This is a genomic window from Methylobacterium goesingense (assembly GCF_022179225.1).
GTDB classification, from domain to species: Bacteria; Pseudomonadota; Alphaproteobacteria; order Rhizobiales; family Beijerinckiaceae; genus Methylobacterium; species Methylobacterium goesingense.
Map to the genome: position 1 here is coordinate 1 of NZ_BPQL01000103.1, position 14,811 is coordinate 14,811.

Below are 14,811 nucleotides of genomic sequence, written 5' to 3' on the forward strand. Positions count from 1 at the left end.
TGGTGAGCGCGGTGCCCAGCGGATGCCGGAACGCGAGGACGATCGCCACCGCCGCCAGGGACTTGCCGATGAGGATGACGCCCAACACCGCCAGCACCGAGAGCGGCTCGCGGATCAGGATGCCGGGGTCGAACAGCATGCCGACGGAGACGAAGAACAGCACCGCGAAGGCGTCCTGCAGGGGCAGGGAATCGGCCGCCGCCTGATGGCTGAGGTCGGATTCGGCCAGCACCATGCCGGCGAAGAAGGCGCCGAGCGCGAAGGAGACGCCGAAGAGTTCCGCCGAGCCGAAGGCGATGCCGAGGGCCAGCGCCAGCACCGCCAGGGTGAAGAGCTCCCGCGAGCCCGTGCGCGCCGCCTGATCGAGGAGCCAGGGCACGAACCGGCGCCCGCCCACCAGCATCACGGCGGCGAAGACGCCGACCTTGGCCAGCGTCAGGCCGAGGGTGAGCCAGATGTTGCCGTCCCCGGCATGGTGCGCGGCGCCCGCGCCGTCGCCGCCGAGCGAGGGGGCCAGCGCCGGCAGCAGCACCAGGGCCAGCACCATCGCCAGGTCCTCGACGATGAGCCAACCCACCGCGATGCGGCCCTTGTCGCTGTCGAGGAGCCGGCGCTCCTCCAGAGCCCGCAGCAGCACCACGGTGCTCGCCACCGACAGGGCGAGGCCGAAGACGAGGCCCGCCCCGAGGCCCCAGCCCCAGATCAGCGCCAGGGCACCGCCCATGGCGGTGGCCGCCACGATCTGCACGATCGCACCGGGCAGCGCGATGGTGCGTACCGCCATCAGGTCCTTGATCGAGAAGTGCAGGCCGACGCCGAACATCAGCAGGATGACGCCGATCTCGGCGAGCTGGCCCGCGAGCTGGCTGTTGCCGACGAAGCCCGGCGTGTAGGGGCCGACGAGGACGCCCGCGAGGAGGTAGCCGACGAGGGGCGGCAGGCGCAGGCGCTGCGCCAGCATTCCGCAGACGAAGGCGAGCACGAGGCCGAGGGCGATGATGGCGATCAGCTCTGTCGCGTGCGGCACGGGTCGGTGGTCTCCGGGTCGAGGGAAAGGGCTCCCAGGGCCGTGCCGCGTGCCGCCCGCGGGAGCAAGCCGCGATCGGCCCTCACGTCCACGATGGGCCCGAAAATCCGCCCCGCGCGTCGCTTCGGGTGCCGCGACGCACAACGCCGGCCTTCGGTCCGAGGTTTCGCGGAATAAGTTCGCGGGGCCCGGTACGGACCAACCGCTCGCTTTTCCGTGAGCGGGCAGGAAACACTTTACCGCCGGGGCTTGTTGCTCAAGCAACGCGTGTTGCGTCGAGACATGCCGGCGTCACGCGCCGGCATCACCGCGCGATGACGACATCCTGCGGCGGAACGGACGATCGATGACACCACGCAACGAGCGCTCGACGGGTTCCGACGCCGTCGAGACCAGGAACGAGACCAGAAATTCGACCCTCTGGACCGTCGCCCTGGCCACCGCGCTCCTCGGCCTCGTCGCGCTCCCACGCCGGAGTGGCGGATCGACGCCGGCCCGGCCGATGCCGGGAGACCCGACGCGCCAGCCCTCCCCGTCCCATGCCGGGTCCGAGGCCCGCCGGGTCGCCGCGAACGAGCCCGAGCGGGGCCGCGGCGCGCGCAAGCCCTCCGACATTCCGGCCAAGGGCTGGAAAGACATCGGGCTGCGGGTGTTCCATGACATCTCGGAGAACAACATCGTCTCGGTCGCCGCCGGGGTGACCTTCTACGTGCTCCTGGCGATCTTCCCCGCCATCGCCGCCCTGGTCTCGTGCTACGGGCTCGTGGCGGATGTCGCCACCATCAACGACCAGCTGGCGAGCCTCCAGGGTGTCGTGCCCTCGGGGGCGCTGGAGATCATCGGCGAGCAGGTCAAGCGCATCGCCGCCAAGGGCGACACCACCCTGGGCCTGACCTTCTTCACCGGCATCGTTCTGTCGGTGTGGAGCGCCAATGGCGGCATGAAGGCGGTCTTCTCCGCCCTCAACATCGTCTACGAGGAGCGCGAGCGGCGCAGCTTCGTCTGGCTCAACCTGCGCTCGCTGGCCTTCACCGCCGGTGCGCTCCTGTTCATCATCCTGGCGCTGATCGGCATCGTGGTGGTGCCGGCCGCGATCAACATCCTCGGGCTGAGCGCGGAGGCCTGGTACATCGCCCTGCTGCGCTGGCCGGTGCTGCTCGTGGCCGTGCTCGGCGGCCTCGCCCTGCTCTACCGCTACGGCCCGAGCCGCGACGCGCCGCGCTGGCGTTGGGTGACCTGGGGCAGCACCATCGCGGCTGTGGGCTGGGTCGCCACCTCGCTGGGCTTCTCCTGGTACGTCGCCAATTTCGGCAAGTACAACGAGACCTACGGCTCCCTGGGCGCCGTGATCGGCTTCATGACCTGGATCTGGATCTCGACCACGATCGTGCTCCTCGGCGCCGAGATCAACGCCGAGATGGAGCACCAGACCGAGGCCGACACCACCCGCGGCCCCGAGCAGCCGCTCGGCACCCGCGACGCCCGGATGGCCGATACGGTGGCGGCTGCGACGTGAGGGGCCTGGAAGAGAGCCGCTCTCATCCACGACGGGCGTAGCACTTCTCGGAGGGGCGCTTTAGACAGGAGCCCCGTTTCCCAAGGATCCGTGATCCCCGCATGACCGCCGAGACGACCTCCGAGCAGAAGCCCGTCGGCCCCGGCGATCAGATCATCCTGGTCGACGGCTCGTCGTTTATCTTCCGGGCCTACTTCCAGTCGATCAATCAGGACCAGAAGTACAACACCCGGCCCTCGGACGGATTGCCCACCGGCGCGGTGCGGCTGTTCTGCACCAAGATCGCCCAGTTCGTTCAGGAGGGGGCGGCGGGCGTGATGCCGACCCATCTGGCCATCGTGTTCGACAAGTCCGAGGGCTCGTTCCGCAAGGAGCTGTTTCCCGACTACAAGGGCCACCGGCCGGACGCGCCGGACGACCTCAAGCGGCAGATGCCGCTGATGCGCGACGCCGTGCGGGCCTTCGGCCTGCAGCCGATCGAGCTCATCCGCTACGAGGCCGACGACCTCATCGCCACCTATTCGCGCCAGGCCGAGGCGCGGGGCGCGGGCGTCATCATCGTCTCCTCCGACAAGGACCTGATGCAGCTCGTCGGGCCCCTGGTGCGGTTCTACGACTTCGAATCCGGCTCCAAGGGCAAGCCCGGCTACCGCCCCGAGCGCAACCTCGACCGCGACGCGATCATCGCCAAGTGGGAGGGCCTGAACCCGGAGCAGATCGGCGACGCCCTGGCGCTCATCGGCGACACCTCGGACAACGTGCCGGGCGTGCCGGGCATCGGCCTGAAGACCGCGGCCGCCCTGATCAAGGAATACGGGAGCCTCGACGCCCTCCTGGAGCGCGCCGCCGAGATCAAGCAGCCCAAGCGCCGCGAGACCCTGCTCGCCAGCATCGACCAAGCCCGGCTCTCGCGGAAGCTGGTGGCGCTGGAGGAGAACGTGCCGGTTCCGGTGCCGCTCGACGACCTGCGCCTGCCGAAGCCCGACCCGCAGAAGCTGGTGGGCTTCCTGAAGGCGATGGAGTTCAACACGCTGACCCGGCGCATCGCGCAGATGCTCCATGTCGACCCGGAGGCGGTGCAGCCCGACCCGGCCCTGCTGCCGAACCGCGAGCCCGCGCCCGACGCGCCGTTCTCCCTCGACGCCCCGGTTCTTCCGGGAGCATTGGGCGACCCCGTGCCCCTCGATCCCGAGACCGCGTCCGGCGCACCGGGCGGCGAGGTCGACCCCTTCGCCGATCTCGGCCTGCCCGACGCGGCGCCCAAGCCGCGCGGCCCCTCCGAGCCGACGCCGGCCAATCTGGTGGCGGCCCGCGCCGCCGAATCCGTCAAGCCGTTCGATACCGCCGCCTACGAGACGATCGGGTCGGTGGAGCAGCTCGACGCCTGGATCGCGGAAGCGGAGGAAGCCGGGGTGATCGCCGTCGACACCGAGACGGACTCCCTGGACGCCAACAACGCCAACCTCGTCGGCGTCTCCCTCTGCGTGGCACCGGGGCGCGCCGCCTACATCCCGCTCCGGCACGTCGAGCCCGTGAAGGGCGCCGACGGCGACCTGTTCGGCGATGCCAAGGCGGCGACGGATGCGGTCCAGCCGGCCGCGGGCCAGATCGACGCGGCAGTGGCGATCGCCCGGCTGAAGCCGCTCCTGGAGAATCCGGGCGTGCTCAAGGTCGGCCAGAACCTGAAATACGACTTCGCCGTCCTGTCGCGCCACGGCATCCGGGTGGCGCCCTTCGACGACACCATGCTGATCTCCTACGTGCTCGATGCCGGCAAGGGCGGCCACGGCATGGACGAACTCGCGCGGCGCCACCTTGGCCACCAGCCCATCACCTTCTCGGATGTCGCCGGCACCGGCCGGGCCAAGATCACCTTCGACCGGGTGGCCCTCGACAAGGCCACCGCCTACGCCGCAGAGGACGCCGACGTCACCCTGCGCCTGTGGCGGATGATGAAGCCGCGCCTCGTGGCGGAGCACCGCGTCGCGGTCTACGAGACGCTTGAGCGCCCGCTGGTTCCGGTGATCGCCCGGATGGAAGCCGAGGGCATCCGCGTCGACCGCAACATGCTGAGCCGCCTGTCCGGCGACTTCTCGCAGATCCTCGTGCGCCTGGAAGAAGAGATCCAGGAGGATGCGGGCGAAAAATTCCAGGTCTCCTCCCCGAAGCAGATCGGCGACATCCTGTTCGGCAAGATGGGCCTGCCCGGCGCCAAGAAGACGCCGTCCGGCCAGTGGGCCACCCCCGCGACCCTGCTCGAAGAGCTGGCGCAAGCTGGCCACCCCCTCCCGAAAAAAATCCTCGAATGGCGCCAGCTCGCCAAGCTGAAGTCCACCTACACGGATTCGCTTCAAGCGCATGCCGACCGCGAGACCGACCGGGTCCACACCTCGTTCTCGCTCGCCGCCACCACCACCGGCCGGCTCTCCTCCTCAGAGCCGAACCTGCAGAACATCCCGATCCGCACGGAAGAGGGCCGGCGCATCCGCCGCGCCTTCGTGGCCCAGGAGGGCAACCGCCTGATCTCGGCCGATTACAGCCAGATCGAACTGCGGCTGCTGGCCCACATCGCCGACATCCCGCAGCTGCGCCAGGCTTTCGCGGACGGCATCGACATCCACGCGGCCACCGCGAGCGCGATGTTCGGGGTGCCGCTCGCCGAGATGACCTCGGACCTGAGGCGCCGCGCCAAGACCATCAATTTCGGCATCATCTATGGCATCTCGGCCTTCGGTCTGGCCGACCGCCTCGGCATCGGCCGCGAGGAGGCCGGCGCCTTCATCAAGCAGTATTTCGAGCGCTTCCCCGGCATCCGCGCCTATATCGACGACACCCGGCGCCGCTGCCGGGACCTCGGCTACGTCACCACCCTGTTCGGCCGGGTCTGCCACTATCCCCAGATCCGCTCGAACAACCCCAACGAGCGCGCGAGCGTCGAGCGCCAGGCCATCAACGCCCCGATCCAGGGCTCGGCGGCCGACATCATCCGCCGGGCGATGATCCGCATGGAGGACGCCTTGAAGGCCGAGCGGCTCAACGTGCGCATGCTGCTGCAGGTGCACGACGAACTCGTGTTCGAGGCACCCGAGGACGAGGTCGAGAAGGCCCTGCCGGTGATCACCCGCATCATGGTCGACGCCCCCGCCCCCGCCCTGACCCTGAAGGTGCCTCTGGTGGTCGAGGCGCGTGCGGCGTTGAACTGGGAGGAGGCGCATTGAGGTGCGCTGTGAGGCGCCCTCAGCCCTCGAAATTGAGGTCGTCGCCGATCAGGACATCTCGCGCATTCCCGGGAACGGGAAATCCATAACCTGCACCCTTCTCACCCCAAGAAAGGCGACCACTCGCGTGGTATTCACTCATGTAGAGATCGATGCCGATTTTCTGCAGGGTCAAATGAAGGGCCTGAACGGCATCGAAACCGGCAGCGAAGCCTGACCTGACACCGGACGGCCAATCAATTGTATATTTACATAGCCATGACGATTCATCGTGCTCGGGCGCAAACATTGTTATTTGGACGGGCAGGTTGCCGCCGCTGATTTCATAGCTGAGGATTCGCTCCGCAATGATCATATCTTTCTCCTGATAATTTCAAGATACAATCGGGCGTACTCTCTCGCATGCGATAAAACTTACAATCGCTTGCGCATTGCATCTCCTTAAAAAGGCCGTTCTACAAATTTATACATCTCCCCATATTGAATATTGCATCCCTCTTGAGCTCATTGCGAACGCCACCCCCCTGGTGATACGGCTCAGCATCGGCACCACTTGAATTAACAGATCCTTGTTCGCACATATATCTAACTAATTATTTTCCTCTAACTTCAATATAAACCGCAAACGAAATATAAATGGAATATTATATCAGAACATACAGAATCTATGAGATGCAGCGCGACAGGAAAAAGTACCGAGCCGTAATTGTATTCAAAGGAAATTTCTAAAATTCAATTGTCTATATTCTAATAATAGAAATATTACCTTAAATTAGATCAAACTTATTTCAAAAAAGCTCGTAAAGCCGCCAAATCTTGGTTCGGCTGAAAATCCAACTGGTTTACCGGTGATGATCGCACGGGGCCTTACCTGACGCCTGCCCCCACCGAGCCATGACGCCCGAGAGACCGGTGCGGAGATGCCCCGGAACGATCGGGAAGCCCGTCCCGATGAAGCAGGCACCCCGAGGGTCGGACCGCATTGATCATGTGCAGGGCACCACACGGACCGAACACGCCTTGGAGTCGGCGAGGCGGAATAACACCCCCCGAAACGCAAGGCTCCAATGCGACGCAGGGTGGAACACCCCGCCGGACCACGTGTTGCCGCACCGCAAACGATTCACCAGAACGGCGCCGTCCGAGCGCCCCGGAAAGAGAACCCGCCATGACCAAGTCCCTCCTCGCCGCCTTCGGCCTGTCGGTCGCCGCCCTCGCCACCCCGGCGCTCGCGCAGGAGCCCCTGTCCTTCCGCGTCGCGCCGCAGTTCGACGGCAACCAGCCGGCCGTGACCGACACCTCCGATTTCCGCGCCGCGGCCCTGCGCTCGGATGCGGTGAGCATCGAGTCGAGCCGCATCGCCCTGGAGCGCTCGCGCAACCCGCGCGTCCGCCAGTACGCCCACAACGTCCTCGTGGAGCGTAAGGCCACCACCCAGGCGCTGCTGCCCGAGGGCACCTCGCTGACCGCCGGCGGCACCGTCGTCTCCGACACCCAGCCTTTCGAGACCCGTCTCGACAACCCGGTCGGCGTGGTGCTCGCCCCGGTGACGATCTCGGCCACGATCGCCCAGCGGGTCGTCGGCGGCGTCCTCGGCGGCGTCGGCCTCGTGGACAACAGCCCCTCCGAGCCGGGCCGTCGCGTTGCAATCGGCGCCGAGGGCCAGGGCCGCATCGACCGCCTGAAGTCCGCCCGCGCGGGCCGCGACTTCGACCGGACCTACGTGGACCAGCAGGCCAACTCGGACGCCCGGACCCTCGGTCTCTACGCCTCCTACGCCCGCAACGGCGACAACGCGCAGGGCCGTGAGTTCGCCAACCAGGCGCTGCCCTACATCGCCGGCGAGCACGCCCACTCGGCCAACCTCGCCGACCGCATCAACTGATCTCTGTCTCTCAGACCCAGAACGACGAAGGGCCGCCCTATGGGGCGGCCCTCTTTCGTGGCGCGGGGCCGACCCACCCGTCAGGCGGCCGGGACGAGAGCGTCCACGGCGGCGGCGAGTTCGTCGAAATGGGCGATGACCCGATCCGGGCCGAGTTCCGTTACCGGCAGGTCGGTGTAGCCGAAGGGCACGGCCACCACGGGGATGCCGGCGGCCTTGGCGGCGTCGATGTCGGCGCGGGAATCGCCCACCATCACGGCGCGGGCCGGATCGCCGCCGGCGCGCTCCACCGTCAGGGTGATGTGGCGCGGATCGGGCTTGAAGTACGGGAAGGTCTCGCGGCCGCAGATCGTCGCGAAGCGGTCGGCGATGCCCAGGAGCCCGAGCAGGCGCACTGCCTGCCCCTCGTACTTGTTGGTGCAGACGGCGAGGAGGAAGCCGCGAGCCCGGAGGGCGTCGAGCGCCTCGACCACGCCGGGAAACAGGTAGGACTGCTCGCAGAGATGGTCGCCGTAATGGGCGATGAAGTCCGAGAACAGCACGTCCAGGCGCTCGGTCGACAGCGGCTCGCCGGCCGTGGTGAAGCCGCGCTGGATCAGAGCCTTGGCACCCGCCCCGATCATGTCCCGGGCTTGTTCGAGGGGCAGCGTCTGGAGTCCCTCGCGGCGCAAGATCACGTTCAGGGTACCGATGAGGTCGCCTGCGGTCTCGGCCAGGGTTCCGTCGAGGTCGAATACGGCGATCGGGGGTCGAGCAGTCATGGGGTCTCGCGGTCAGGACGGGGGCCAATCGCCCTCGGCGCGGGCACGGTCGCGGGGCGGGTTCGCCCGGCTCTAGACCATCGCGTCCGATCCGGCGAGGCGTGCCGGCCGCCGCCGGCCGATCCTTTGCCGGTGGACAGGCCCCGCATCCCCCGCACGTGCCGGTCGGGGCACACTTGCCTCCGCGTCACGGCCTCCTGTACGGTTTGCACCGTCGACGGCCGGGGGGTCGGTTCGGCCATCATCCGAAGGTTCCTGCCGTGTCGGCACGGCGCCCGCGCCTCGCGAGGGAGCGGCGACGCGGAACGGTCGGGTGCGACGATTTCGGAGGGGGCGATGGTGGATACGGTCCCGAGTTGGTCGGATGAGCGCGTCGACCATCTGCGCAAGCTGTGGGAGGAGGGCCTGAGCGCCAGCCAGATCGCCACGCAACTCGGCGGGGTCACCCGCAACGCAGTCATCGGCAAGATCCACCGTCTCGGCCTCTCGGGCCGGGTCAAGTCGGCCGAGATGGCGGCCGGCATGCCGCGTCCCAATCCCGGCGATGCCGTGTTGGATGCCGAGGACGCGATCCCGATGGGCGCGATGCCGATCGAGACGCTCTCGGCGTCGACGGTCGCCCCGGTGGCGCTCTCGATCACCCGCCGCGTGACCATCATGGACCTGCGCGAATCCATGTGCCGCTGGCCGATCGGGGATCCGACCGCGCCGGACTTCCACTATTGTGGCGACCGGTCCATCACCGGCCTGCCCTACTGCACCACCCACGCCCAAATCGCCTATCAGCCGGCTGCCGAGCGCAAGCGCGACCGCCGCATCGGCGGCTTCCGCTGATCCCGCATCGCGGAGGAATGGCACGGTTTCGCCACGTCGCGCGTTGGGTCTCGTCGCCGGTTCCCGACCGGCGCGGGAAGGTGATCAACCGTGACGGAGACATCGAGCACCACTGACGCGGCCGAGGCCGCCTTCCTCGACCTCCACGCGCAGCGTGAGGATCTCGAGCGGCAATTGTCGATGGCCCGGATGCGACAGCAGTTCGGCACCGGCCCGGACGAAATCGAGCGCGCCGGCGATGAGGAAAAGACGCTCCTGCTCAGCCTGGACCGGGTCCTGACGCAGATCCGGGCGGCGGAATACAAGCGCCGACCGAACTCGCGTCGCTGGTAAGCGGGTCAGTCCATCCGGCGCCGGTCACGCTCCTTGTGCCGGAGGCGAAGGAGCAGATCGATCTGGCTATCCGGGATCGGCTGGGTGTCGCAGGTTTCTTCATAGATCGAGCGTAGAGCTGTCCCGAGCCGGTAGCGCGTGTCGTCGGGCAGATTGGGCTGGCACGCACTCTCGAGCGCGGCCTCCCTTTCGCGGTCGCAAATCCTCTGGTCCAACGTCTCTGTCCCTCGTTCGAGCGATCCAACGCCGGCGCCGAATCGGAGCGCACTCGCCGTTTATCGAGTGTCACCGAACGTAGTTAAGAAAACCTTAACGCCGAGCCGACCCTGTGCTCAGGCGTCGGCCGCCTGGAGAAGGCGCGCGGCTGCGGCCCGGGCCTCATCCGTGACCGTGGCGCCGGCCAGCATCCTGGCGATCTCCTCGCGGCGGGCCGGGGCCTCCAGGGAGGCGACCCGCGTCGCGACCCGGTCGCTGCCCTTGACCGGATCCTTGGCGATGAGGAAGTGCGTGCCGGCCCGCGCCGCCACCTGGGGGGCATGCGTGACGGCCACCACCTGGACCTGGGTGGAGAGCCGCCCGAGCCGCGCCCCGATGGCATCCGCCACGGCGCCGCCGACGCCAGTATCGATCTCGTCGAAGATCAGGGTCGGCGCCGAACCCTTATCGGCCAGCACCACCTTGAGGGCGAGCATGAAGCGGGAAAGCTCGCCGCCGGAGGCGACCTTCATCATCGGGCCCGGCCGCGTCCCCGGATTGGTCTGGGCCCAGAACTCGACCCGGTCCATGCCGGCGGGATCGCGCGATTCCGGATCGGTGGCGATCTCTGTGATGAAGCGGGCGCGCTCCAGCTTGAGCGGAGGCAGCTCGGCCTTCACCGCCGCGTCGAGGGCCTTGGCCGCACGCTTGCGCCCCTCCGTCAGCCGCGTGGCGGCCTTGGCATAGGCGGCCTCCGCGTCGGCCAGGGTCCGTTCCAGGCCCGCCATGGCTTCCTCGCCCGCGTCGATGGCGGCCACATCCGCCGCGTAGCGCTCGCGCAGGGCGGCCAGATCGTCGACCGGAACCTGGTACTTCCGCGAAGCGGCGCGGAGCGCGAACAGCCGCTCTTCCACCCGCTCCAGCTCGCGCGGATCGAACTCCGCCTCGCGCAGGGCGACGTCGAGGATGGTGTGGGCCTCGTCGAGGGCGGTCAGGGCGGTATCGAGGGCGGCGACGCAGGGCTCGACCAGGGCGGGCAGCTGCGCGGACCGCCGCTCCAGCTTGCGCAGGGCCGAGGAGAGGTGGGACACGATGGCGCCGCCGGAGGCCTCGATGGCCTCGTTGAGCTCCCGCGCGACCTTCTCGCTCTGCTGCATCACCGTGCGGCGCTCGGCCAGGATGGTCTCTTCCCCCGCCTCGGGCGCCAGGATCTCCAGTTCGGCGACCGCATGGCGCAGGAAATCGGCTTCCTTGGCGGCAGCATCCACGCGGGCGCGGTGCTCCGACAGGGCGCTGCGCGCGACCTTTACGCGCCGGGCCGCCGCCGTCACCTGTCCGAGCGGCCCCTGCAGGCCGCCGAAGGCGTCGAGGATGGCGCGGTGGGTGGTGGGATCGGCAAGCGCCCGGTCGTCGTGCTGCCCGTGGATCTCCACGAGGGCCGCGCCGATGGCCCGCAGGGCCTGTACGCCGACAGCCTGGTCGTTGACGAAGGCGCGGGTGCGCCCGTCGGCCATCTGCACGCGGCGCAGGATGAGGTCGCCCTCGGTGTCGATCTCGGCCTCCGCCGCGAGCGCCCGCGCCGGATGGTCGAGGGGCACGTCGAACACCGCGGTGACGGCGCCCTGACCTTCCCCGTGGCGCACGAGGCGGCCGTCGCCGCGCCCGCCCAGCGCCAGGGCGAAGGCATCGAGCAGGATCGATTTGCCCGCGCCCGTCTCGCCGGTCAGGACGCTGAGTCCATCGCGAAAATTCAGGACGAGCTTGTCGATGAGAACGATGTCGCGGATCGCGAGCTGGCTCAGCATGCCGCGTCTGGGGTCCCGTTGTGAACGCTGGCGCCGTGTTTACGGCGAAGTGCCGCCGGCTTCACGCAAAAAGATGCCGCCCCCCTCGGGGAGCGGCAAAGCGGCACTCGACGGGCTTGGAACGCGGAGACCTACTGAGCCTCGGCGGTGCGCCCGATGACGCCGCGATAGACCTTGCTGAGCCAGGAGGTCTTCTCCTCACGCGGCTCCAGGCCACCGTTCTGAAGGAGCGCGTGGGCGTCCTTGTACCAGGGGCTGTCGGGGAAGTTGTGGCCGAGCACGGCGGCGGCGGTCTGCGCCTCCTGGGTCAGGCCCAGTGCCATGTAGGCCTCAGTCAGGCGCTCCAGGGCCTCCTCGGCGTGGCGAGTCGTCTGGTACTTGCTGACCACGTCGCGGAAGCGGTTGATCGCGGCGGGGAAGTTGCGGCGCTCGAGGTAGAAGCGCCCGACCTCCATCTCCTTGCCGGCGAGCTGGTCGCGGGTGATCTGGATCTTGGCCTTGGCGTCGGCGGCGTATTCGGAGGTCGGATACTTCTGCACGAGCTCCTGCAGGCCGGCGAGCGCCTTCTCGGAGCGGTCCTGGTCGCGGGTCACGTCCGGGATCTGCTTATAGTGCGACATCGCCATGAGGTACTGGGCGTAGGCCGCATCCTTGCTCGCCGGATGGCGCTGCAGGTAGCGCTTCGAGGCGTTGATCGCGTCGTCGTACTTCGCGCCCTCGTAATTTGAGTAGGCGGTCATCAGCAGCGCTTTGCGCGACCAGTCGGAGTAGCTGTAGGCCTTGTCGAGTTCGCCGAACTTCTTCGAAGCGCCCTCGTAGTCCTTGTCCTCCATGCGCGCCAAGCCCTCGCTGTAGAGCTTGTCGGCGGGAACGTCCGGGATGACTTCGGGCTTGTACTTCTCGGCGAAGGGATTGATCGAGTCGAGGGCGTCGCAGCCACCCAGGCCGAGGCCGCACAGGGTCACCAGCACGGCCGCCATCGCACCGCTTTTGGGTTGGTTCAGGCGCATTCCGGTCTTCCCCCCAACAGACGGGTCCGTTTCGGACGCGCGTCGTCAAGCCATCACAGTCAGGTCGGTCGCGTGGCTGACGGCCTCATGCCACGATCCGGGTGCGTTGCACACCGGACGGACGTCCCGTTTCACGCTGGATTCACCGTGGCGGGCGATTTGGGCGCGAAAGCGGCGGGCGGGCCACGCCCTTAACAGAAAGGAGAGGTGTGTGTCGGTGGCGCTACAGATCGCCGACGAAGGCGGCGATGCCGAGGCTGGCGCCGAACTCGGTCAGGCTGGTCTCGCGGCGGGTGCTGGCGCTCTCGACGATGGCGTAGTTGGCGCGATCGGAGAACAGGGCCGTGAGGACGCCGACATTCATGCGGTGGCCGCCGCAATAGGACCGGTAGCCACCCTGGAGCGGCAGGCCCGCGAGGGCGAGGTCACCCACCGCGTCGAGGAACTTGTGCCGGACGAACTCGTCGGCATAGCGCAGGCCCTCGGGGTTGACGACCGCGGTCTCGCCGACCGCGACGGTGTTCTCGAGGGAGGCGCCGAGGGCGAAGCCCGCCTTCCAGTAGCGCTCCACGTCGCGCATCATGCCGAAGGTGCGGGCGCCGGCGATCTCGCGGCGGTAGGCGGCGGGGGTGAGGTCCATCGCCTTGCGGCTGCGGCCGATCACCGGGTTCTCGAAATCGATCTCGACGTCGAGACGGAAGCCCCGGTCGATGGGGCGGAGTTCGGCGAAGGCGCGGCCGACCTCGATGCGGACGGCGCGGAGCACCTTGATCCAGCGGCGGGGCGCGCCGCACGACGCGATCCCGACGGCGTCGATGGCCTGTACGTAGGGAAGCGCGCTGCCGTCGAGGATCGGCATCTCGGGGCCGTCGATCTCGACGAGGACGTTGTCGATCCCCAGGCCGTAGAGCGCCGACATCAGGTGCTCGATGGTGGCGACCGCGCCGCTCTCGACGTCACCGATCACGGTGCAGAGCTCGGTGGCGGAGACGCAGGCGTGGTGGGCCTTGATGAGACGGTCGTTGCCGGTGGGCATTCCGGTGCGGAGGAAGGCGATACCGTGGTTGGGGGGCGCCGGATGCAGCGTGATCTCGACCGGGTTTCCGGAATGGACGCCGATGCCGCTCAGGGTCGCGGGGGCTTTGAGAGTTGTCTGTTGGTTCGTTCGCATTCCATAGCCCTCGGCCGTGATCGGGCGTGCCCATCCCGTCGGGATAGGCATTCAGCCCCTGGCGATCCGTCCGCTGCTTGAAGCCCCTGCCGGCGCTTGACGGTCTGAAACCGCCGCGCCTGTCGTTCCAAAATTCGTATAGCTGCGCCGCAAAGCGAGGCCAAATCACGGATTCTTACGTACTGTTACAGCCGCGGTTTCGTCAGGCGATTCCGAAAGCCTTTCTAGAACAGCGACTTGAGAACAAGCATGGCCCGGAGCCGTGGGGCTCCGGGCCTGTGACTGAAATACCTCAGCCGGTGGGTCGTGGGGCGTCGGACGTCCGGCTTCAGTTGGCCTGGCGGCGCAGGAAAGCCGGGATTTCGAGCTGGTCGTCGTCCATCATCCGGGGCTGGGGCGCGACGCGGCCCTGGGGATCCAGGTTGCCCTGGGCCGGGCGATAGGCCGGCGGTGCCTGCACCGGCGCACGCCGGGGCGCTTCCACGGGGGCGGCGGCCTGGGGCATCGGGGCGGGGGCGCGCATCGGCGGAAGCGGTGCGGCCTCGGCCTCCTCACGGCGACCGCCGAACCCCACGGTGGCCAGGCGGCGCAGCAGGGTCATGCGCTTGGAATCCCCGGCCGGCTCGGCCGGCTGCTCCTCGCGGGCCCGAAGCTGGGCCTGGGCGGGAAGCGGCAGGTCCTGGATCTGCGGCATGCGAGGAGCGCGGGCGACGGCCACGGCCGGACGCGGCGGCACGAACGGACCGGCGGCCAGCTGCGGGGCGGGCTCGGGGGCGGCGACCGGGGCGGGCTCGTACGCCATGGCGGCGCGGGGCTGCGTCTGGGTCAGCATCACCTCGTCGCGCATCACGGGCGCCTGCGGCAGGTCCACCCGCATCGGCTCGGGCGCGAAGGCGACCGGCTCCGGCGCGCGGGGCGCCTGCATCGGCGCCGGGGCCTGGACCGGAGCGGCCTGGACCGGAGCCGCAGCAGGGGCTGCCGGGGCGGCTACGGGCTGCTCCTGTCCGACGGGGCGAAAGGTCGGCGCGGGCTGTGCCGCCCGCGCCCTCGCTTCCG

General features: G+C 68.5%; 12 protein-coding genes and 1 pseudogene. 5 read left to right on the forward strand and 8 right to left on the reverse strand.

What is annotated here, in order from left to right; all coding sequences use genetic code 11:
* Positions 1-1,027, reverse strand: a 1,027-nt coding sequence (locus MFF30_RS18010; RefSeq protein WP_238280856.1) for a monovalent cation:proton antiporter-2 (CPA2) family protein, incomplete at its 3' end; no start/stop codon positions are given.
* A gap of 346 nt (positions 1,028-1,373) precedes the next feature.
* Between MFF30_RS18010 and MFF30_RS18015 the strand changes: the two genes are divergently transcribed.
* Together MFF30_RS18015 and polA are read left to right on the forward strand one after the other, a co-directional pair.
* Positions 1,374-2,543 carry a YihY/virulence factor BrkB family protein gene (locus tag MFF30_RS18015; protein ID WP_238280857.1) on the forward strand — a complete coding sequence of 390 codons (1,170 nt, stop codon included), beginning with the start codon at positions 1,374-1,376 and terminating at the stop codon, positions 2,541-2,543.
* Positions 2,544-2,644: 101 nt separating this feature from the next.
* Positions 2,645-5,761: a DNA polymerase I gene (polA, locus tag MFF30_RS18020; RefSeq protein ID WP_238280858.1), complete on the forward strand. Its 3,117-nt coding sequence runs from the start codon at positions 2,645-2,647 to the stop codon at positions 5,759-5,761.
* A 19-nt stretch (positions 5,762-5,780) separates the two neighbouring features.
* On the opposite strand, the gene MFF30_RS18025 is transcribed toward polA, so the two are convergent.
* Positions 5,781-6,116, reverse strand: coding sequence for a DUF6968 family protein (locus MFF30_RS18025; protein ID WP_238280859.1), 336 nt, complete (start codon positions 6,114-6,116; stop codon positions 5,781-5,783).
* Positions 6,117-6,929: 813 nt separating this feature from the next.
* Between MFF30_RS18025 and MFF30_RS18030 the strand changes: the two genes are divergently transcribed.
* Positions 6,930-7,646, forward strand: coding sequence for a DUF4142 domain-containing protein (locus tag MFF30_RS18030; protein WP_238280860.1), 717 nt, complete (start codon positions 6,930-6,932; stop codon positions 7,644-7,646).
* Between the two features lie 80 nt (positions 7,647-7,726).
* Here MFF30_RS18030 and gph read toward each other — a convergent pair whose 3' ends face one another.
* Positions 7,727-8,407: a phosphoglycolate phosphatase gene (gene gph, locus MFF30_RS18035; RefSeq protein ID WP_238280861.1), complete on the reverse strand. Its 681-nt coding sequence runs from the start codon at positions 8,405-8,407 to the stop codon at positions 7,727-7,729.
* A 336-nt stretch (positions 8,408-8,743) separates the two neighbouring features.
* On the opposite strand from gph, the gene MFF30_RS18040 reads away from it, so the two are divergent.
* Complete coding sequence (locus tag MFF30_RS18040) at positions 8,744-9,241, forward strand: GcrA family cell cycle regulator (RefSeq protein ID WP_238280862.1); 498 nt, start codon at positions 8,744-8,746, stop codon at positions 9,239-9,241.
* Between the two features lie 90 nt (positions 9,242-9,331).
* The gene (locus MFF30_RS18045) at positions 9,332-9,574 is read left to right on the forward strand and encodes a hypothetical protein (protein WP_238280863.1); all 243 of its coding nucleotides are present in this window, start codon (positions 9,332-9,334) and stop codon (positions 9,572-9,574) included.
* Positions 9,575-9,579: 5 nt separating this feature from the next.
* Here MFF30_RS18045 and MFF30_RS18050 read toward each other — a convergent pair whose 3' ends face one another.
* The 5 genes and pseudogenes from MFF30_RS18050 to MFF30_RS18070 all read right to left on the reverse strand — a co-directional run.
* On the reverse strand, positions 9,580-9,789 hold the full coding sequence (locus MFF30_RS18050; protein ID WP_238280864.1) for a hypothetical protein: 210 nt from the start codon (positions 9,787-9,789) through the stop codon (positions 9,580-9,582).
* A 117-nt stretch (positions 9,790-9,906) separates the two neighbouring features.
* The gene (gene recN / locus MFF30_RS18055) at positions 9,907-11,574 is read right to left on the reverse strand and encodes a DNA repair protein RecN (protein WP_238280865.1); all 1,668 of its coding nucleotides are present in this window, start codon (positions 11,572-11,574) and stop codon (positions 9,907-9,909) included.
* 131 nt (positions 11,575-11,705) lie between these two features.
* Entirely contained in the window at positions 11,706-12,584 is an 879-nt protein-coding gene (locus MFF30_RS18060) for an outer membrane protein assembly factor BamD (RefSeq protein ID WP_238280866.1), read from the reverse strand.
* Positions 12,585-12,807: 223 nt separating this feature from the next.
* Positions 12,808-13,755 carry a UDP-3-O-acyl-N-acetylglucosamine deacetylase gene (lpxC, locus tag MFF30_RS18065; RefSeq protein ID WP_238280867.1) on the reverse strand — a complete coding sequence of 316 codons (948 nt, stop codon included), beginning with the start codon at positions 13,753-13,755 and terminating at the stop codon, positions 12,808-12,810.
* Positions 13,756-14,083: 328 nt separating this feature from the next.
* Positions 14,084-14,811, reverse strand: a pseudogene (locus MFF30_RS18070) (cell division protein FtsZ); the annotation flags it as partial.